Consider the following 21,979-nt stretch of genomic DNA (forward strand, 5'->3'; position numbering starts at 1 on the left):
GATGAATACCGAACAGCTTAAACAGGAAATAATTGATTACAGCAAAGAAATAGGTATTGATAAAATTGGCTTTGCCTCTGCTGATGTATTTGGTGAATTAAAGGAAAGGCTGAAGCGGCAGCAGTCATTGAAATATCAATCGGGATTTGAGAAGGGCTCTGTAGAAGAACGAACAGAGCCGCAGCGTTTATTACCGGAAGCCCAGTCAATACTTTCCATTGCTATTGCTTATCCAACACGGATGGAAAATGCACCAAAAGGCACGAAAGAAGATCGGCGTGGTATATTTGCCCGTGCCTCGTGGGGAATTGATTATCATGTTGTTTTACGTGATCGACTGGAGAAGCTTTCTGCCTTCATCCAAGAAAAAGTTCCGGATGTACAAAATAAAGTAATGGTTGATACCGGCGAGCTTTCAGATAGAGCTGTTGCTGAACGTGCCGGGATTGGATTTAGCGGAAAAAACACTGCCATCATTACCCCGGAGTTTGGTTCTTTTGTTTATTTGGGTGAGTTAATAACGAATATCCCATTTGTGCCAGATGAGCCTGTTGAAGATAGCTGTGGGGACTGTACAAAATGTCTCGATGCATGTCCAACAGGTGCGCTTGTACAAGGAGGGCAATTAAATGCCCAGCGCTGTATTGCATTTTTAACCCAAACGAAGGATTTTCTGCCGGATGAATTTCGAACAAAAATTGGGAATCGGGTATATGGCTGTGATACATGTCAGGTTGTTTGTCCAAGAAATAAAAAAATAGATTTTCATATACATCCGGAATTCGAACCGGAAAATGAAATTGCCAAACCAAAACTAAAGCCAATGCTAAGAATTTCAAATCGAGAATTCAAAGAAACTTACGGTCATATTGCTGGTTCGTGGCGGGGGAAAAAGCCTTTGCAGCGTAATGCATTGATCGCACTTGCGCATTTCAGGGATGAAACTGCAGTTGAGGAAATAATTGCTGTTCTGACAAACGATCCAAGACCGGTTATTCGCGGAACAGCTGCCTGGGCTCTTGGTAAAATTGGTACAGAAAAAGCTTACGAGGCAATCAAATCAGCAATGGAAAAAGAACAGGATGAACAGGTTTTATATGAAATGGAAAAAGGATTGGATTTTGAAAAAGAGCTGTCCCTTAAATAATCATGAAACCTTTTGCTCCCTCCTTCGTAGATTATAGTATAGATGAAAATAGAGGAACATAATAATTTACAAAGGGGTCAATTTTATGAAAAAGTCCTTTTTCATCAGCTGTGGTCTGGCATTTATTCTATTATCGCTTGGATATTTTACGAATGACCCACAATTTTATGGGTCCATCGCACTTGGAATTGCAGTAATTGCCTTTTTAATTGGTGGTTTGACTAGTGGAGCATTCATTAGTGGGCGTCAATTACAGGTTAATTTTCATACGGAGAGTAAGGAAGACCGATCAAGACGAACGAAAGTTTCTTTGATTGCAGGGACATTTGCGCTTCCTATCTTTTTTGTAGGTATATTGCTGTATTTATACTTTTAGATTATCCATTTATAGGAAGCCAACGTAGATGAAGCAATACATTTAATGAACATAAGACTATTGCCAAGCCTTCTCTCCATATACTTTTTATGGAGGGGATTTTTTATGGAAAAATTAAAGAGGTTGTGGCTGGATTTTTTTCAATCGGAACGTACTGCTGATTGGTGGGGCAGAAAAAAGGATATGTGTAAAAAGCGTGATACGGAGATCGTTCGGATTCAGGGTGATGGACATATTTTTTCAAAAATACGCTATGATAACGAATGGGTATATCATTATTTGCTTCATGTCTCTTTTTTTATGAAGCAAGGGGATCATTTCCATCTGGAGGAGCAGGTAATTCCATATCAATTCCGCTTAAAAAATGGGGAAGTTGTAAATCATAAAGAAATAGAACCTATATTACAGCAGGAAAGTGCACCATCGATATTACCGGATGATACACGAAACGATTTAGAAGAAAGATTTTCATATGATCGCCAGGCAGCTGTACAATATGCTGAACGGTGGTGGAATAGTTATAATCCTGATTATAGGAAATTTGATGTGGACTGCACGAATTATATATCACAATGTTTACGTGCAGGGGGGGCACCCATGCATGGGGCTCCTGATAGAAGCCGTGGTTGGTGGTATTCAGGTGATAACTGGAGTTTCAGCTGGGCAGTTGCTCATTCCTTAAGGTGGTATTTAAGTGGTTCCACGAAAGGGTTGCAGGGTAAGGAAGTTCAAAGTGCTGAGGAGCTAATTCCGGGTGATGTTATATGTTATGATTTTCAAGGTGACGGCAGGTGGGATCATAATACGATTGTTGTGGCGAAGGACGCATATGGTATGCCGCTGGTTAATGCGCATACGGATAATAGTCGTAATCGATACTGGTCCTATGAAGATTCTACTGCCTGGACCTCGGACATTCAGTATAAATTTTTCCGGATTGGTGAGTAAAAGTGGTATAATAATAGGGTACTTTTAAGATAGTAAGGAGAATGAGAAAGTGAGTTTACATGTAGTATTATTTCAACCGGAGATCCCTGCAAATACGGGAAATATTGCGAGAACATGCCTGGCAACAGATACAACACTTCATTTAATTCATCCACTTGGATTTTCAACAGATGATAAAATGCTGCGCCGTGCAGGCTTGGACTATTGGAAAAATGTTGATATCAAAGAATATGATTCGATTGAGGATTTGTATAAGACGTATCCTAAAGGATCTTACTATTATATAGAAAACTTCGGTACAAAGCATTATACGGATTTAGTGTTTAATAGTGTTGAAGAGGATTTATTTTTCGTTTTTGGCAGAGAAACAAATGGTATTCCAAAAGAATTGCTGATAGGTAAAGAAGATAGCTGTCTTAGAGTTCATATGAATGATAAAGTACGCTCATTGAACTTATCTAATACAGCAGCAATTATTATTTATGAAGCATTAAGGCAGCAGGGATTTCCTGAGTTGACTTAAAAGAAGGCTCTATTCCTGAGTTTTTGTTGCTTTTTAATCTTCTCAGTGGATATAAAAGACAAAGTATGAGCTTGTTTTTTTCGCTGCGGACCGTTGCGGACCGTTGCGGACCTTAGGGCACGGCTTCAGCCTCCTCGCGGAAGGTCACCGCTGCGGGGTCTTCAGACACGTGCTATTCACGCAGGACAAGGAAAGCTCCGGCAGCATTACATCGCACGAAGAAAATTGGTCTGTATTTTCGAGGAGTCAACGGTCCTTCGCTCCAAACAACCGCCACAAATGTGCTAGTATTTGTTTGAATTAATCAAGAATTTTTTACGAAGTTACAAAGCACAATTCTAGCGAAGGAAACACATTGAAGACTCCTTGAAAAAGAAAAACACTTTTTCTGCGTGCGATGTTTCGCTTACGTAGCCTTCCTTGTCCTGCGGGAGGAAAGGCATAGGTGAGACCCCGGAGTGCGTAGCACGAGGAGGCTCACCAGCCGCCCTAAGGTCCGCAAAATGTGTTTCCGTAGCGGTCAATGAGACCTGCCACCATTGATTTTACGTCTTCTTTTATATCCTTTGTGGGAAGAGTAAATGTCGTCGTGCTCAATCTTTTAGAAAACAACTAAAAAAACCGTCCTGTGTTTTATGAACAACAGGACGGTTTTTGTGATTTCTATTGATTTTTTCTCGGTACACCTGGTTTTGCATCGTAACCAGAAGTGAAGCAGGACACTAAAAAAGTAATCATTACACCAAATAGCAATAGTAATTTCATGCGGACTTCCTCCTTTTATATCTATGTAAAACGAATATATATTTTAATTATGCCCTTATTATACCTAAAAAATTTCAAATTGTGAATACATACCTTCATTTTTAGCGAAAAAGTCACATTATGGAGCTGTTTTTTTAACAAGAAAATTCAAACAAATTTTATTCTTCCATAAAGGTCATCGGATATATTGTTTCATCAATTAAAATAAGGTATATTAGTTGATGAAGCTATGAGACAGTTCTATAATAAATATGGAGCGCAGGAAAGCGTTACATAAAGGAAAATGTTTACATCTACTGGGGGTATCTAACGTGGCACAGAGTGAAGAATCTATTAAAAGATTCTGGGGAGAATTTCATGGTCCGAACATGGGGTATGTTGAAGAACAATACGATTTGTACAAAGAGGATCCAGAAGCTGTTGATCCATCCTTAAAGGAAATGTTCGATCAATATGGAGCTCCCGAATGGACAGTTCAATCAGGAGTACAAGACCAGGCAACATCTGGACAAACTTCAATAAATGATGTTAAGAAGCTAACCTCAGCGATGAAACTTGTTGAGGCTATTCGTCGTTTTGGACATTTGGAGGCGGATATATACGCTGTTAGTGTTCACAAGGAACGTAAGTCCAATTTAGTTGATCCGGAGAATTACGGATTAAATGATAATGATTTAAAAAACATGCCGGCATCCTGGTTGTGGGAGAATGCACCAGGAAATATTGAAAATGGCTTGGATGTAATTAAAGAATTGAAGAAGTATTATTCGGGCACGATTGCTTTTGAGTATGATCATGTAAATAATGATGAAGAACGCACATGGCTGCAACAGTTGATTGAAGCCGGTGAAGCACGAATGGATTTATCTGACGTTGAAAAGAAACAATTACTTGAACGTCTTGCACATGTAGAAGGATTTGAAGCTTTCCTGCAAAAAACTTTTGTTGGTCAGAAACGTTTTTCAATTGAAGGATTGGAAGCAATGGTTCTGATGCTTGACCAAGTTGTAAAATATGCGATTGATGACAAAATTGAAAACATCATGATGGGTATGGCTCACCGTGGCCGCTTATCGGTGCTGGCACATGTGCTTGGGAAGCCATATGATAGGATTTTCTCTGAATTTCAACATTCACCTGATAAGGAATTAATGCCTTCTGAGGGATCAATGGGAATTAATTATGGTTGGACAGGGGATGTGAAATATCATTTTGGTGCAACGAAGGATGTTAAAGATGGGGACGAAACAAAAACCCGTATCACATTAGCCCATAATCCATCACATTTGGAATTTGTGAATCCTGTTGTTGAAGGATTTGCACGTGCAGCACAGGATAACCGTTCTGAAAGTGGATACCCAAAACAGGATACGAACAAAGCGATACCTGTATTGATTCATGGAGATGCTGCATTTATTGGTGAAGGCGTTGTAGCAGAGACGTTAAATCTAAGTGGTTTGCCAGGATATAAAACTGGTGGTTCGCTCCATATTATCGCTAACAACCTTGTTGGGTATACAACAAGCCAGGAAGATGGACGTTCCACTCGTTATGCAAGTGATTTGGCAAAAGGCTTTGAAATTCCAATTATTCATGTAAATGCTGATGATCCAATTGCATGTGTATCAGCAGTTAAAATTGCTTATGAATATCGTCAAAAATTTAATAAAGATTTCCTAATTGATTTGGTTGGCTATCGTCGTTATGGTCATAATGAAATGGATGAGCCAAGAAGTACACAACCTAAGTTATACCAGGATATTGATAAGCATCCAACAGCAGCTAATGTCTTTGCTAAGTTTTTAGAAGAAAAGGGCGTTATGAATGCAGATGGATTTAAGAAAGTTTTAGACGATGTCGAAAATCATTTACGTGATATTTTCGAAAGCATGAAAGAAAATGAAACAGGTCAGGCAGAAGTGAAAAATATGCCTGAAGCATTAACTAATGGAATCAGTCAATTTGAAACAGCAGTGGAATTGAATGCTTTAAAAGCTTTAAACAAAGGTCTATTGAACCGGCCGGAAGGTTTTAATGGCTTTAGAAAAGTTGAGAAAATCCTTAAACGCCGTGAGAATATCCTGGAAGAAGGAAATAAGGCAGATTGGGGTGCTGGTGAAGCATTAGCCTATGCATCTATTTTACAGGATGGAATTCCTATTCGTCTAACCGGTCAGGACACGGAAAGAGGTACATTTGCACACCGACATATTGTTTTACATGATATTGAAACAAATGAGAAATACAGTCTTATGCATGGTTTAGAAGAAGCAAAGGCATCTTTTGATGTAAGGAACAGTCCTTTATCAGAAGCAGGTGTATTAGGTTTTGAATATGGGTATAGTGTTCAATCACCAAATACATTGGTTATTTGGGAAGCACAATTTGGTGATTTTGCCAATGCTGCTCAAGTAGTATTTGACCAGTTTATTTCTGCAGCACGTGCGAAGTGGGGCGAGAAATCTAATATGGTCATGTTACTGCCACATGGCTATGAAGGTCAGGGTCCGGAACACTCTAGCGCTCGTTTGGAACGTTTCCTGCAAATGGCTGCAGAAAATAACTGGATTGTTGCATATCCAACGTCATCTGCACAATTTTTCCATTTGATTCGCAGACAGGCTGCCCTGCGTGGTCGTGAAGAAGCTAGACCATTAATTCTAATGACGCCTAAAAGTAGTTTGATCCGTAACCCACGTATAGCATCAACTGCTAAAGAATTTTCTGAGGGCAAGTTCGAACCATTAAGACAACAGCCAAACTTGAAGGTTAGTAAGAAAAATGCAAAACGCTTACTAATCGGAAGTGGTAAAATAATGGTGGATATTGAAGAGGCAATAGACAATTCTGAAGAGAAATTTGATTGGTTGCGTGTACTACGACTTGAACAAATTTATCCATTCCCTAAAAAGGATCTGGAAAAAGAATTGAAAGAATTGCCTAATCTGGAAGAAATCGTTTGGGTACAGGAAGAACCAAAGAATATGGGTAGCTGGGATTTTGTAGATGATTATTTAAGAGATCTTCTGCAAGATGGCCAAACCTTACGATACATTGGTCGCCCGGATCGTTCCTCACCAGCTGTTGGAGTACCAAATGTGCATAAAACAGAACAAAGTCAACTAGTACAAAAAGCAATTAACCCGTCAAAAGGAGGAGATTCCAGTGAACGAAATTAAAATACCTGAACTGGCAGAATCTATTACAGAAGGAACAATCGCCGAGTGGTTAGTGAAAAAAGGTGATAAAATTGAAAAAGGTGACCCAGTTGTTGAGTTGGAAACAGATAAAGTAAACGTAGAAGTAAACTCCGATTTTGCCGGTGTCATTACAGAAATTCTAAGTGAAGAAGGCGAAGATGTTGAAGTTGGTGACACAATCGCAAAAATAGATGAAAATGGTGAAGCTGGGGGAGACGCTCCTGAAGAGAAAGAAGCACCTAAAGAAGAGAAAAAAGAAGAAACAGTCGTAGAAGACAAAGATGAAACACCGAAAAAAGAAGAAAAGCAGGAATCTGGCAGTAATGAAGATAAAGGTGATATAATTGCGTCTCCTGCTGCAAGAAAACGTGCTCGTGAATTGAACATTGATTTAAGCTCTGTAAGCCCGCGTGATCCATTAGGCCGTGTTCGTCCAGAGGATGTGGAGGCTGCAGCTAAAGATGAAAGTGAAAAGAAAGCATCCAAGCCTGCTAAGAAAGAAGAAAAGAAAGAAGCAGCTAAAACAGAATTTGATAAACCAGTTGAGCGTGTGAAAATGACTCGTCGCCGTCAAACAATTGCCAGAAACCTTGTTGAGGTTCAGCAGGAGACAGCAATGTTGACTACATTTAATGAAGTTGACTTAACCAATGTTATGAAGCTTCGCAGTGAGCGTAAAGAAAAGTTCATTGAAAAACACGGTGTAAAACTTGGCTTTATGTCATTCTTTACAAAAGCAGTTATTGGCGCATTAAAAGAATTCCCGTATTTGAATGCTGAAATTCAAGGTAAAGAACTAGTATTGAAAAAATTCTATGATATCGGTATTGCTGTATCAACAGATGATGGATTGGTTGTTCCTGTTGTTCGTGATGCAGATAGACTGGATTTCGCAGGAGTAGAACGTGAAATTGGAAATCTTGGGAAGAAAGCACGTGATAATAACCTGGCATTGGATGATTTAACTGGCGGCTCATTCACCATAACCAATGGCGGTACATTTGGATCCATGCTTTCAACACCAATTCTTAACGCACCACAGGTTGGTATTCTTGGAATGCATAACATTCAAAAACGTGCGATGGTAATGCCTGATGACTCCATTGAGGTTCGCCCAATGATGTATCTTGCACTTTCCTATGATCATCGCATCGTTGATGGTAAAGAAGCAGTACAATTCCTTGTACGCATTAAACAATTATTAGAAGATCCATATGATTTATTGCTTGAAGGATAAATAATAGGTAAAGCTATAAATCCTTACTTTGATGAAAATCAAAGTGAGGATTTTTTGATTGGTGAAATGATGTGAGATAGACTGATAAAAAAGATTTAAAAAAATCCTGTTTTATATTGCGTAAACATGAAAAAACGAATAATATAGATAATGTTGATTAAATTATTCGGAAAGCAAGGTGTTTTAAATGAATAAGTCCTTTAGATTAAAACAAAATAACACAAATATCCGAACAGAGGTCATGGCGGGTATGACAACTTTTTTAACAATGGTTTATATTGTTGTTGTGAATCCGGCGATATTATCTTCTGCAGGCGTTCCATTTGAGCAAGTATTTATGGCGACTGTTATTTCTGCAGTTGTTGGTACATTATACATGGCACTACTCGCAAATTATCCGATAGCCATTGCACCAGGTATGGGCCTGAATGCTTACTTTGCCAGTGTTGTTGCAACACAGGGGCTGTCTTATCAAGTAGTTTTTGGTGCTGTATTTTTAGCAGGTATTATTTTTATTTTATTAAGTCTTACAAAATTACGGGAAACATTAATTGTTGCAATTCCGGCTTCACTAAAATATGGGATCACGTCAGGTATAGGTTTATTTATTGCGTTTGTTGGCCTGAGAAACTCGGGAATTGTTGTACCAAATGAGGCCACTATTGTTGGGTTGGGTGACTTACATCATCCGATGACATTATTGACGATTGCAGGTTTATTTATCACGTTAATATTATTTGTATTGAAAGTAAAGGGAGCATTGTTCTTTGGGATGCTGGCAACCGGAATCATTGCATTTTTCACTGGCCAGTTAGATTTTAACGGTTTTATTTCAGCACCCCCAAGCCCTGTATTCTTTGATATGGATATTGGTGGCGTTATTTCAAATGGACTTTATACTGTAGTTTTTGCATTTTTACTAGTAACTATCTTTGATACAACAGGCACAATGATTGGTGTTGCAGAGCAGGCAGGCTTTATGAAAAACGGAAATATGCCACGTGCAAAACAGGCGTTATTGGCAGATGCAACTGCTACTACTGTTGGTTCTATGTTTGGTACAAGTCCGTCCACAGCATATATCGAGTCAACATCCGGTGTTGCTGCAGGTGGAAGAACTGGCTTGACATCAGTTATAGTTGCAGGCTTATTTGCCCTATCTATTTTCTTCACACCTATCATTGAAGTAATTGCAAATATTCCGGCGATAACTGCACCAATTCTAATTATTGTAGGTTGTTTCATGATGGAAGGTTTAGCAAAGATAGATTGGCAAACATTTGATGAAGCTTTCCCGGCATTTGCGATTATCCTGACAATGCCATTTACATCCAGTATTGCAACAGGAATAGCCATTGGATTTATTACTTATCCAATCCTAAAAATTGCTGTCGGAAAAGGAAAAAATGTTCATTGGATTCTATATGTTTTTGCGGTGATTTTTTTATTGCAAATGATTTATTTCCCGGCACATTAGGTCAAGCAGACTGCTTGCGAGGGGGTACGCCTTCCTAAGCAGTCTTTTTATTTTGTTTTATTCTTATGTTAAAAAATATGAAAATAGGGAACAACTAATTCAGACAATACAAAATATAAAATACCTCTTGCATGACGTCTGACAACTTGGTACAATTACCTTTGGAAATTCAAAATGAAAACATTTTCAAACAATACAAAGGGAGGCTACATCCGTGGATATTCTTCTTGGACTACTAGCAATTCTTGTTGTCCTCGGACTAGCATTTTTGATGTCTAATGATAAGAAAAATATTAATTATAAAGGCATCGGAATTATGTTGGTTTTACAATTATTAACAACTTGGTTTATGTTCACAACAGAAATTGGCCAGAATATTATTAATGGTATATCGGCCGGCTTTAATAAATTAATTGAATTTGGATCAGAAGGAATAAGCTTTGTTGTAGGCGGATTTGTTACAGAAGATAGTGGCGTATTCTTCTTTAACGTATTATTACTCATCATATTTTTTGCAACGATATTATCCGTACTTACTTATTTGAAAATTTTACCGGCTATTATTAAATATCTTGGTGGAATTATTTCCAAAATTACAGGTCTGCCAAGGGTCGAATCATTTAATGCTGTGAATAGTATCTTTTTTGGACAATCTGAAGCATTAATTGCAATCAGGACACAGTTTCATCATTTAAATAATAACCGTCTGTATATCGTAAGTGCTTCTGCAATGGGTTCCGTTTCTGCATCAATTGTCGGCGCGTATTTACAAATGCTGCCACCGGAATATGTCCTGGTAGCTTTGCCATTAAATATGTTTAGTGCTTTAATGATTGCATCTGTTATTGCACCTGTTAAAGTTCCTAAAGAAGAAGACCTTGTAGACGTGACCGATGTTACAAATGATAAAAGTATTTTTGAAGCAATGGGTAATGGTGCACTTGAAGGTGGAAAAATTGCTTTAATCGTTGCAGCAATGTTAATTGCCTTTATTGCATCATTGGAATTAGTAAATTGGTTAATACAGTTAGTATTTGCCGGAGTTACCCTGCAAGAGATTTTAGGATATATTATCGCTCCAATAGGTATGCTTATGGGTATTGCGCCGGGTGAGGTGCTTGAAGCTGGTGCCGTAATGGGAACCAAAATCGTTACAAATGAATTTGTAGCAATGCTTAAATTCCAGCCAATGCTTGAAACGATGTCAGAGAAAACGATTGGTATTGTAACTGTTTTCCTAACGAGCTTTGCCAACTTCTCTTCCATCGGGATTATAGCTGGGACTGTTAAAGGAATCGACAGTGAAAAGGCGGTCAGTGTATCAGGCTTTGGTATGAAGCTTCTGATTGGCGCTACATTAGCATCTATTCTGTCAGCTACAGTAGTAGGTTTATTCCTATAATAAAAAATCCGCTCCCTGGGGGCGGATTTTTAATGTATGTAGGATGTAAAAGCGAGGCTGAAAGTCCTCGCTTTTACATCGCCCGAGCGCTCAGACTTTTACTGTTCTCCAAATTTGGCGTATTTCTTTTGCAAATGTAACAACCGCCATAATAATGCGACTGCACCACAGCTCAATCCAACAATAATACCAACCCAATAACCGAATGGCTCTAAAGCAGTATAATTTGCCAACAGCCAGCCAGTTGGTAATCCGATGATCCAATAGGAAACAAGGGCAATAATAAATGTCACATTAACATCCTTGTATCCACGCAGTGCACCTTGAATTGGAGCACCAAATGCATCTGCCAATTGGAAGAATATTGCATAGATGATGAACTGTTTCGTGAGTTCAATTACTTCTGGATTGGAACTGTACATTGCCGCAACAATGTCATTGGATATATACAAAACAAGACCGGCAAAGATAGCGATAAACACACCTCCGCTTAGGCCTATATAGCCATAAGTGCGTGCGTCAGCAAAACGTTTTCCACCAATTTCAAATCCGATTGCAATCGTTAATGCCATACCAACACTTAATGGAATCATATATAAAAGTGAGGCAAAGTTAATTGCCGCCTGATGTGCAGCGATGGTATAGGTGCTGTAGACACTCATTAATAATGTCATAGCAGAGAATATACTCGTTTCAAAAAACATTGCAAATCCGATGGGAAGTCCAATTTTTAATTGCTCCCACCAAACATTGAAAGAAGGCTTTACCCAGTTTGAAAAAATACGGAAATTACGAAATGGGTTGATCTTATAAACAATGCCTAAAGCAATAAAACATACCAGCCAATAGGTGATTGCTGTTGCGATACCCGCACCAATTCCACCTAAAGCAGGAACACCAAATTTACCAAAAATAAAAATATAGTTAAAAATAAAATTTAGTGGTAAGGAAATTAATATGATGACCATGGAAATCCGTGTTTGTCCAAGAGCATCAATAAAACATCGCAATGTATTAAAAATAAAAAGTGGTATAATTCCTGCGCATAATGAAATAAGATAATATTTAGCCGTATGTCTAACTCCTGGTTCCAGATCCATTAATGAAAGTATTGGTTCAAGTGCTATCAATATGATTAACAGCACAATAACTGCTAAACCAATTGATAAATAAATTCCTTGCTGCACTTTATTAGACACTTCATCATGTGCCTTTCTTCCTGTTAATTGAGCTATTATTGGGGTTATGGCTAAAAGTACGCCATTAATCCCTGTGAAAATAGGAACCCAGAGACTGGAACCAATTGCCACTCCGGCCAAATCCTCTGCCCCTGCACGCCCTGACATCACCGTATCAAATATGTTCATTAAATACATGCTTACTTGTGTAATGAGAATGGGAACCAATATTATGCTAAATAACTTTAATTTTTCTTTTAATGTAGCAGTTTCATACATAATACTCTTCCTTTTTTACTTATTTTCCAGTAGGATGTAAGAAGTCATAAATTCTATTATACCGTTTTATTTCGTAATGCGAAAGAAGGGAAGACATTTAATGAAAAAGAAACGAATTTTGTTCACCGGTGGCGGAACTGCCGGTCATGTAATTGTTAATTTGGCATTAATCCCAGTGTACCAACGTGATGGTTGGGAAATTGATTATATAGGTTCGAAGGAAGGCATTGAAAGAAAGCTGATCGGACAATTGGATGGTGTAACCTATCATGCGATTTCTACAGGTAAATTGCGCCGCTATATGTCTAAAGAAAATTTCAAAGATCCATTTAAAGTATTAAAAGGAACGATGCAGGCTGCAAGAATTATGGGAAAAACAAAACCTTCCATTATATTTTCAAAGGGCGGTTTTGTTTCTGTACCTGTTATGTTGGCTTCAAAGCTGCGAAGGGTGCCGGCAGTTATACATGAATCGGATTATACTCCTGGACTTGCAAATAAAATTGCGATTCCATTTGCAAAGAAAGTATTGGCAACTTTCCCGGAAACAATGAACTTTTTGCCTGAGAAAAAGGCTGAATATGTTGGGGCAATTATTCGTGAGGAGTTATTTAAAGGAGAGAAAGAAAAAGGCCTGGCATATGCTGGTCTAACGAAAGAAAAACCGGTATTACTTATCATGGGTGGCAGTGGTGGCTCGAGAAAAATTAATGAAACCGTACGGACTAGTTTGCCCGAGCTATTGGACACATTCCAGATTATTCATATTTGTGGACAAGGAAATTTGGACCCGGACGTAAAAGAAAAGGGATACGCACAATTTGAATATATCAATGAAGAGGTAAAGGATATATTTGCAGCATCAGATTACGTGCTGTCACGTGCAGGATCGAATGCCATATTTGAATTTTTGGCATTACAAATTCCGATGCTACTCATTCCTTTATCAAAAGAGGCAAGCAGGGGAGACCAAATTATTAACGCAAGGTCTTTTGCCGAAAAACGTTATGCCCGTGTTATGGAAGAAGAGGGGTTAACCAAAGATTCATTGATACAGGAACTTTCCCAGCTAAAAGAGTATGCACCAATAATGATTGATAAAATGAAGGAATACAAAAGTGAGAAAGCACGTGATCGTGTAGTTGAAATTCTGCGTGAAGAACAAAAGTAGAGCTATATAAGCAGGCATATCATCCGGACAGCGGAAATATCATCCGAGAAATAATATCGGTCATACAAGAAAAACTCCCATTAACTGGATTATACCAGCTAAGGGAGTTTTTTAATTTCATAGCATGTTTAAACGACCAACTGTATAAAAAACTAGAGTTATCTCGAGAAAAAGCGATGATAAAGCTAATAAGAAGTAGTTATGCGTGTATTACCATAGATAATCGTGATTTTTCTACTATTTTCGCAGTTTAGTCACATTGAGTAAATAGAATTCTTTCGTTAAGATTAATATTATTGGGTTTAAAGAGGTATTTGAAATAGAGTTAATTCCCCGTATGAGCTTTTATTCTCCAATTTACATAAGAAATAAACCGTCCATCATTTATTTTAGGAAAGTTATTTAGCTGGAAAATTCAATTCATTTACCAGGATTTTTTAAAAAAGAAAAGGGGTTTGAAATCATGAAAAAATTAATATTATTATTCTCTGCTGCTATATTAGTAGTTCTTTCTGCCTGTGGGGATTCAGGGGCAGACGGTGAAATAGAGACAATAGTTTTAGCTGATGCGGGATGGGATAGCATCCGGGTGCATAATAGTATTGCCCAAAAAATTATTGAAGAAGGATACGGGTATGACACCGAAGTAACGTCAGGCTCAACTGCTGCTACAATACAGGGGGTGCGGGATGGAGATATAAATGTTTATACAGAAGTCTGGACAGATAATATTAAGGAAGTATATGAAGAAGCTATCGAGGCAGGGGACTTCGAAAAAGTTTCTGTAAACTTTGATGATAATAAACAAGGTTTGTATGTTCCAACATATGTCATTGAAGGTGATGAGGAACGTGGTATTGAACCAATGGCTCCTGATTTGAGAACAGTGGAAGATTTAAAGAAATACCCGGAGGTTTTTGAAGATCCGGAAGATCCGGGTAGAGGAAGAATTATTAATGCACCGAGTGGTTGGGCTGTTGCAGAGGCCATTAATGCTAAGTTTGAAACTTATGGACTAGACGAAACAATGAATAACTTTATGCCGGGTTCTGATGCTGCGGCAGTTGCTGATCTGGTCGATGCATATAAAGCTGGAGAGGCGTGGGTCGGTTATTATTGGTCACCCACAGCAGTTACAGCACAATATGATTTAACTTTATTGGAAGAACCGGAATATGATGAAGAAACATGGAATGAAACAAAAGCTACCGAATTTCCACCAAATGATGTTGTTGTTGCCGTTCATAAAGATTTTCCGGATCAAGCACCGGATGTATATGAATTTTTAGGCAACTATGAAACGAGCAGTGATCTAACTGAGCAAGCATTAAGTTATATGGATGAAAATGATGCTTCGCCTGAGGAAGCCGCTGAATGGTGGATGAACGAACATGAAGATATTTGGACGAGCTGGGTACCGGAAGATATAGCTGAAAGTATAAAAGAGTCATTGAACTAATATAGAGGCAGCTAGCCACTGGTCTAGCTGCTTTTCTAATAAAATTACAAGAAATGTGAGGTGAGAGGGCTGTATAATCATACAGTCTGCCTATGGGTAGTTTTCCTGATATACGTACAAAATTAGGGGATTATGTAGATCAGTTAGTAAGTTTCTTAGATTCATCATTGGAAGGTTTCTTTGATTTCATATTTTTAGTTTCATCAAGAACCATAAATGGAATTGATGATTTCCTGGTTTGGCTGCCATGGTGGTTATTTATTTTAATCATTATTGCTTTAGGATGGTATTTTAAATCTATTCTAACTGGTGTTTTATTTGGAGCATTTATTTTTCTGATAGGTACATTTGGTCTTTGGGAAGATATGATGACAACCATTGCAATTATACTGACCGCAGTTATTATTTGTTTATTGATTGGTATTCCGTCCGGTATCTGGATGGCATATAGTAAGGGTTTCTCAAATGTGATGCGTCCCATATTGGATGCTATGCAGACAATGCCGAGTTTCGTTTATTTAATACCGGCAATATTTTTCTTTGGATTAGGTAATGTATCTGCCATTTTTGCAACATTAATATATGCATTGCCACCAGTAATTCGTTTAACAGAGCTGGCGATTCGGGGAGTAGATAAAGAGGTAATTGAATCCGCACAGTCTTTTGGTTCGTCAAGATTACAAATGCTGCGAAAAATTCAGCTGCCTCAAGCCTTGCCTACGATAATGGCGGGTGTGAACCAGACAACCATGATGGCACTGGCTATGGTAGTTATTGCATCAATGGTAGGAGCGTCAGGATTAGGAGAACAGGTACTTGTTGCAATTAATCGTATTGATATTGCTCTAGGATTTGAAGCAGGGATCAGTATCGTATTTTTAGCTGTTATCATCGATCGTATTACGAATGGTGTAGCAGATAAATTTCAAAAGCATAGGGGGGTAAACTAATGGAAACAAAGGTAAAACTGGAGCATGTTTCAAAGATTTTCGGGGCTAAGCCAAAATCTGTTATCCCTATGATCAAACAAGGTATGTCTAAAGAAGAAATTCTAAAAAAGACAAACCATACTGTTGGTGTATATGACGCTTCATTGGACATAAAAAAGGGTGAAGTGTTTGTCATAATGGGTTTGTCGGGTAGTGGAAAGTCAACGCTTATTCGCTGCTTTAATTTGTTAAATAAGCCAACAGATGGTTCCATCTATATTGATGATGAAAATATCGCTTCGTTTAATAGCTCCCAGTTAAAAAAAGTAAGACAGGAAAAAATAGCGATGGTTTTTCAGCATTTTGGACTATTTAGTCATCGAACCATTCTTGCAAATGTAGAATATGGACTGGAAATTAAAAATGTTTCAAAGGAAGAACGTCGCAAGATTGCCATGGATAATATTGAAAGTGTTGGATTAAAGGGATATGAAGATAAATACCCTGATGAGCTGTCAGGTGGCATGCAGCAACGTGTCGGTCTAGCTCGTGCACTTGCAAATGATCCCGATATCCTGCTTATGGATGAACCTTTCAGTGCATTGGATCCGCTTATTCGTCGTGAAATGCAATTGGAGCTTCTGGACATCCAGGAGCGTTTACAAAAAACGATTATATTCATTACACATGATGTGAATGAAGCCTTTAAATTAGGTGATCGGGTAGCTGTCATGAAGGATGGCAGGATTGTTCAGGTAGGTACACCGGAAGAAATCATTGAAGAGCCGGCAAATGATTATATTTCTGAATTCATTAAGGATATCGATCGTTCCAAGGTATTTCAGGCCGAACATGTCATGATTAAACCAAATGCGCTTGTGTCTATGAAAGATGGCTTGAATGTAGCTGTTAAGGAAATGGAAGAAAACGGCATATCCAGTGTGTTTGTTGTCGATCGTGGACGTCATCTGAAAGGAATCGTTACAATTGATGATGCGATTAAGGGGATCAAAGAAAAGAAATCATTAGAAGATGTATTACGGAATGATGTTACCATTGTCAAAAAAGATGAATATGTGAATGATTTAATTCCGAAGGCACTGGAGTCTATGTTTCCACTTGCTGTTGTCAACGAGGAAGAAAAAGTAGTTGGATTCATTTTACGTGTTCATGTATTATCAGGGCTTGTATCAGACGATATTAATGAGAGTGAAGAATATCATGGGTAGGATAAAAAAACTGACCAAACGTGGTCAGTTTTTTTATCCTATGTTTGCTTAGCAGGAAGATCAAATGAAGTGAAACTTCCGTCTATTGTGTCGTTCCATAATTTAGCAACCTCACTTTCACATTAAAATCAACTTTTATCTCAGGGAATTTTTCTCGCCATTCTTTTTTTGTTAATTTCCCATCTTTTTTATTTGAGCGATAAATATTTCCAAAACCAAATGGATCAGCATTTATTTCCTGGAGCTTATTTAAGAGAGTATCATATTGCTGCTCGATTTCTTTTGCAATTTCTTTTTTCAAAAGGTCAGCAACATGCCCGTTTTCTATATTTAATAGCTGTGAAAATTCCTGTATTTCTATGTCCAAATCAATATCTGTTTTGAAATGCTGTTCTTGTACATTAGTCATTTTTGTTTTACTTTTTCCTTTTAAGAGAACCCTAATATGAAGTTCTTCTTCCTTATTTTTAGAAATCTCCTTGTATTGTTCATATTTTTTAAATGGCTCTCTTGGAATTGTAAGTTCTACAGGTGCAGAACTTACTCTATTTTGAAATAGATTTAGGAGAAAGCCATCATCTAATGAAATTTTATCTACATATTTATCATCTTGAAAGACTGCCATGGCTGAAAGTTTAGGGAGATCATTTTCCAACGAAATTATTGGTAATATTGGATCATGCCCAATATCAGCAAACATATGGCTAAAAGTTTGCAAATCAATCCTTAGAAGACTGTCTTCATTATATTCTGTATCGATTACCCCATGTAAAAATTGCCCAACATTAATTTCTGTTTGTGACTGTCCTTTCATAAGCACATCTTTTGCTGTTGTGTCACTTATTGCTAACAACATGGTATCTGATGCACGTGAATCACGTGCTAGTGCCGCTAAGTATCTAAGAATTCCTTTTTGAGCTATCTCCTTTCCATATAATTCCAATCGTATTTGTCCTGGAGTTAATAAAAATGTTGTTTTATTATTTGCGTCTTCTCTGGCATCTTTAAGTGTGTTGCCTGTCCCTGAAAGTAGCTTGGAAATATTTTTATTCTGGGCATCAAACTGGTATATAAGTAATGTAGTCTCTATTTGACCATTGTTTTCCTTGGATAGGTCTACACCGCGGGTATTCAAAATTCCCAGAGTTTCCAGTTCTTTCGACTGAACACACCCTGTAAATAAAATGAAAGAGATAATTATCAGATTGATTAATATTCGATTAAGCACTGTTTTCATCACCTCTGCGCTTTCGCCTTCTCTTTTTTAATAATATGAGTGGGAGAAGTAAAAATGGGTATACATAGGCAATCCAAAATCCAAATTGTGCCACTCCATTGATTACTTTTTGAATTTGAAAATGCTGGTCAATAAATGTACAACCAACTAAAAGGAAGAAAGAAACTATATACAAGGTTGTTTTTTGGGGAACTTTATACAGTCTTTTCATTCCATAAGTAACTCCCCACATCAGGAGAATCATATTTGGGGTAATTACCATCATCCATTCAGCCACAACAACATAATCAAGCCGTTCAATAAATGAGAATGATTGAACTTTAAATAAGTTTAATACAGACCATTCTCTTCTTTCCAACTGATCCGGGCTGTAAAAACCAATTGCTATGACTGTAGTGATAAGAACCAAAAGGCCGGTCCAAAATACAGCTAAAAAAACCGGCAATTTTACTTTTTCCTTGTTTTCGATAAACGGATAAACAAAAAAGAGTATTTCAAAACCGATAAAAGTGTAATTAGTTGCCTTTGCACCTTTTAGTAATTCTGTAAAGGAGGCTTGAAAAGCTGGCTGGAAATGGGTGATATCTATCTCTAATGCTGGCTCAATTAATAAAAAAAGTAGCCAGTGGGTAAGGAGGAAAAAGAGAAAGCTAATGCCGATAATAATCCGGAGACCGCCTAAAACACTATAAGTGATTAAAAGTATTAACAGTAACCCCATGACAAAAGGACTTAACTCGGGGAAGATAAAGATTTTAACTACTTCAGTATAGGTAATTAGCACGGATAGTAAGGTGGCAGCGAAATATATGATATAAACGGTACCTAGCATTTTCCCCAGCCATGTTCCAAAAATATCAACCTGAATACCGAATATATCTGCATTTTCATATTGTTTAAGAATAAGGTACATAACAAATATAACAATGATGATATAAATGGTAGCAATAATAATTGAAATCCATGAATCCTGGCGTGCCTCCATAAAAATAATTCTTGGTGCACCCATTATCCCAACACCTAATTGCAGTGATGAAATTATGAAAAACAAATAAAACGCCCGTACACCCAGATTTGATTTTACTTTTACATTAATATCCATAGTCTCACCTACTCATCTATGTCCTTTTTCTCAGCAGCCTTATTTTTGGAGAATCGTGTTAAATCTTTAGGTCGAAAAGAAGTAAATCGTTTCCATTGATAATTCTGTGGCAAACGGAAAAGTACTTTATTAAAATCTTCTAACCGAAGTGGGTAAATCGGTGATAAGTATGGACGTCCTAATGAAGTTAATTTTAATAAATGAATGAGCATGAAACATATTCCAAACATGATCCCGATAATTCCTAGAATTCCTGCTAGTATGATCATTGGAAAACGCAGTACTCGAATCGAAGTTCCCATTAGATAGCTGGGAGCTGTAAAAGATGCTAATGCACTTATTGTGATAAAAATAATTAAAATGTTACTTGTTATCCCTGCCTGTACAGCAGCTGTTCCAATAACAACACCACCAACAATACCGATTGTTTGTCCTACCTTAGTCGGCAATCGGGCACCAGCCTCCCGTAATAATTCAATCATCAGTTCGAGAAATAATGCCTCAAATATGGGAGGAAAAGGTACGCCTGCTCTGGATTGTCCTATTGAAATAAGCAATTGAGTTGGAATGATCTCATAATGAAATGTAACGGCTGCAACGTACATCGGTGTTAGGGTCACCGAAATGAACATAGCAATAAACCTTAGCAACCGAAGGAAAGAACCAGCATTCCAACGCATATATAAATCTTCTGTTGACTCAAAAAAATTAAAAAATGTAGTAGGGGCAATTATTGCCGTTGGACTGTTTTCCACTAATACTGCAATTCTTCCATTAGTTAGCGAGTAGACTGCCCGATCAGGTAGCTCTGTTGAATAAAATTGAGGGAATATTGACGTTGATGAATCCTCAATATACTGCATTAATACATTGCTATCTTCTACGGCATCTACTTCTACTTCTTGTAATCTTTGGCGCATCGTGTTGATGTCTGTCTCATTTGCAATTGATTTTAAATAGACTAGCCTTACCTCACGTGGGGTTCTTTTTCCAACCATAATTTTTTCCAGTACAAGATCAGTGGATCTTAGACCCCAGCGAATAAGGTTCAAATTCGTGACCATTGATTCTGTAAAAGCTACTTGTGGTCCAATCACAACAGATTCTGTTTCTGCTTTAGCAAGTGAACGTTTTTCTTTTTTTGGGAGCAAATAATTAATGGCTGAATCTTCATTTTCAATGTAAACAAAAACTTCTCCAATTATTAGTCCTTCAAGTATGTCATCAAGTAATTTGGTTTCCTGTCCTGAGCCTATTGGAATTTCATTAAGAATTAAATTATTGGTCCATTCTTTTTTACTTTCCAATAATGGTTTTACTAAAAAGTTCTCGACTTTATCTGATTGAATTAAATATCCAATAAAAAAAACAGCTATTTTTTTATCCTGATGCTCATAAGTTGAAATGCTTAAATCCGGGTTATTTTCAAACCTTTCATTCATAAGCTGCTCTAATTTTTCAACTGTTATCGGGAAGAGACTATTTAGTTGTTGTTTTCTTTTTTTTCTCACATGCCTCTCCTCCTTAACAGTCAGTTTACTAACCGTTAGTATGTGAAGAACAGAGAAAAATATAATAAAAAATAAAAAAACTACCACATTTACTGTGATAGCTTTCCGTGACTGTCTACTAAAGAATTAATTATCCTTCATCACAACATCAATTTTTCCTGTTCCTGGATCAATTACAAGTCCATGTACTTTTACTTCAGAAGGGAGGAGTGGATGATTGCGAATTATATTTACACTTTGTTGAACAGATTCCTCAACCGTATCAAATCCATGAAATTCCTCATGGAAATCAATTCCAGCATGACGGAGGGTGTCTAGCCTTTCATCTTCTACCCCACGTTCCTTCATCGTGTTTGTTAATGCATCTGTATCAACATGTGACATCCCGCAGTCATGGTGACCAATGACAACAACTTCTTCAGCCTTTAGATTAAAAACTGCAACCAGGATGCTTTTCATTATACTGTCAAAGGGCTTGCGAATAATTGCCCCTGCATTTTTGAGCATCTTCACATCACCATTTTGAATGTTTAATGACCTGGGAAGCAACTCCACCAGCCGTGATTCCATACAGGTGAATATGACCATTCTTTTATTAGGGATACTGTCTGTCTTGTAAACTTCGTATTGTTTTCCTTCTACAAATTGTTTGTTGTATTCAAGCATCTCTTCTAAATGCAATTGAAATCAACTCCTTTATTATAATACTTTAAAAAAACTATAGCAGTTTTTAATGAATTTTGGAAATTTGATGTATAAAATGAAATTAATTTACTTTTAGTTTCACTTAAACTTTTGTAATTTTACCC

General features: G+C 37.5%; 17 protein-coding genes. 12 read left to right on the forward strand and 5 right to left on the reverse strand.

The genetic code is table 11. From position 1 onward, the window contains the following. The first annotated feature begins 1 nt into the window (after position 1). From queG to CIL05_RS10625, 8 genes are all read left to right on the forward strand, one after another. Positions 2–1,147, forward strand: a complete 1,146-nt coding sequence (gene queG / locus CIL05_RS10585) for a tRNA epoxyqueuosine(34) reductase QueG (RefSeq protein WP_095655499.1) — start codon at positions 2–4, stop codon at positions 1,145–1,147. A gap of 85 nt (positions 1,148–1,232) precedes the next feature. Next, positions 1,233–1,523 (forward strand): DUF5316 domain-containing protein, encoded by a 291-nt coding sequence (locus tag CIL05_RS10590; protein WP_095655500.1) that lies wholly within the window; start codon positions 1,233–1,235, stop codon positions 1,521–1,523. Positions 1,524–1,628: 105 nt separating this feature from the next. Further along, on the forward strand, positions 1,629–2,471 hold the full coding sequence (locus CIL05_RS10595) for an amidase domain-containing protein (RefSeq protein WP_095655501.1): 843 nt from the start codon (positions 1,629–1,631) through the stop codon (positions 2,469–2,471). A 49-nt stretch (positions 2,472–2,520) separates the two neighbouring features. Continuing rightward, the gene (locus tag CIL05_RS10600; protein WP_095655502.1) at positions 2,521–2,994 is read left to right on the forward strand and encodes a tRNA (cytidine(34)-2'-O)-methyltransferase; all 474 of its coding nucleotides are present in this window, start codon (positions 2,521–2,523) and stop codon (positions 2,992–2,994) included. Positions 2,995–4,070: 1,076 nt separating this feature from the next. Then, entirely contained in the window at positions 4,071–6,938 is a 2,868-nt protein-coding gene (locus CIL05_RS10610) for a 2-oxoglutarate dehydrogenase E1 component (protein ID WP_095655504.1), read from the forward strand. Next, positions 6,925–8,196, forward strand: coding sequence for a 2-oxoglutarate dehydrogenase complex dihydrolipoyllysine-residue succinyltransferase (odhB, locus tag CIL05_RS10615; RefSeq protein WP_095655505.1), 1,272 nt, complete (start codon positions 6,925–6,927; stop codon positions 8,194–8,196). Before CIL05_RS10610 ends, odhB begins: the two co-directional genes overlap by 14 nt. A 187-nt stretch (positions 8,197–8,383) precedes the next feature. Next, positions 8,384–9,673 carry an NCS2 family permease gene (locus tag CIL05_RS10620; protein ID WP_095655506.1) on the forward strand — a complete coding sequence of 430 codons (1,290 nt, stop codon included), beginning with the start codon at positions 8,384–8,386 and terminating at the stop codon, positions 9,671–9,673. Between the two features lie 214 nt (positions 9,674–9,887). Next, the gene (locus CIL05_RS10625) at positions 9,888–11,075 is read left to right on the forward strand and encodes a NupC/NupG family nucleoside CNT transporter (protein ID WP_095655507.1); all 1,188 of its coding nucleotides are present in this window, start codon (positions 9,888–9,890) and stop codon (positions 11,073–11,075) included. Positions 11,076–11,173: 98 nt separating this feature from the next. On the opposite strand, the gene CIL05_RS10630 is transcribed toward CIL05_RS10625, so the two are convergent. Next, entirely contained in the window at positions 11,174–12,532 is a 1,359-nt protein-coding gene (locus CIL05_RS10630; RefSeq protein ID WP_095655508.1) for an MATE family efflux transporter, read from the reverse strand. Between the two features lie 100 nt (positions 12,533–12,632). Between CIL05_RS10630 and murG the strand changes: the two genes are divergently transcribed. The 4 genes from murG (at position 12,633) to CIL05_RS10650 (ending at position 17,320) form a co-directional block, all read left to right on the forward strand. Further along, the gene (gene murG, locus CIL05_RS10635) at positions 12,633–13,703 is read left to right on the forward strand and encodes an undecaprenyldiphospho-muramoylpentapeptide beta-N-acetylglucosaminyltransferase (RefSeq protein ID WP_095655509.1); all 1,071 of its coding nucleotides are present in this window, start codon (positions 12,633–12,635) and stop codon (positions 13,701–13,703) included. Positions 13,704–14,166: 463 nt separating this feature from the next. Beyond that, on the forward strand, positions 14,167–15,162 hold the full coding sequence (locus CIL05_RS10640) for an ABC transporter substrate-binding protein (RefSeq protein WP_095655510.1): 996 nt from the start codon (positions 14,167–14,169) through the stop codon (positions 15,160–15,162). A gap of 92 nt (positions 15,163–15,254) precedes the next feature. Continuing rightward, positions 15,255–16,112 carry an ABC transporter permease gene (locus CIL05_RS10645; protein ID WP_095655511.1) on the forward strand — a complete coding sequence of 286 codons (858 nt, stop codon included), beginning with the start codon at positions 15,255–15,257 and terminating at the stop codon, positions 16,110–16,112. Continuing rightward, positions 16,112–17,320, forward strand: coding sequence for a quaternary amine ABC transporter ATP-binding protein (locus CIL05_RS10650; protein ID WP_095655512.1), 1,209 nt, complete (start codon positions 16,112–16,114; stop codon positions 17,318–17,320). Before CIL05_RS10645 ends, CIL05_RS10650 begins: the two co-directional genes overlap by 1 nt. 82 nt (positions 17,321–17,402) lie before the next feature. On the opposite strand, the gene CIL05_RS10655 is transcribed toward CIL05_RS10650, so the two are convergent. From CIL05_RS10655 to CIL05_RS10670, 4 genes are all read right to left on the reverse strand, one after another. Then, entirely contained in the window at positions 17,403–18,548 is a 1,146-nt protein-coding gene (locus CIL05_RS10655) for a Ger(x)C family spore germination protein (RefSeq protein ID WP_165769101.1), read from the reverse strand. Continuing rightward, the gene (locus CIL05_RS10660; protein ID WP_095655514.1) at positions 18,541–19,659 is read right to left on the reverse strand and encodes a GerAB/ArcD/ProY family transporter; all 1,119 of its coding nucleotides are present in this window, start codon (positions 19,657–19,659) and stop codon (positions 18,541–18,543) included. Before CIL05_RS10660 ends, CIL05_RS10655 begins: the two co-directional genes overlap by 8 nt. 8 nt (positions 19,660–19,667) lie before the next feature. Continuing rightward, positions 19,668–21,170, reverse strand: coding sequence for a spore germination protein (locus CIL05_RS10665; protein WP_095655515.1), 1,503 nt, complete (start codon positions 21,168–21,170; stop codon positions 19,668–19,670). Positions 21,171–21,296: 126 nt separating this feature from the next. After that, entirely contained in the window at positions 21,297–21,836 is a 540-nt protein-coding gene (locus tag CIL05_RS10670; protein ID WP_165769103.1) for a beta-class carbonic anhydrase, read from the reverse strand. Positions 21,837–21,979: the final 143 nt, after the last annotated feature.

Source organism: Virgibacillus profundi, from assembly GCF_002287375.1.
GTDB lineage: Bacteria > Bacillota > Bacilli > Bacillales > Amphibacillaceae > Virgibacillus_K > Virgibacillus_K profundi.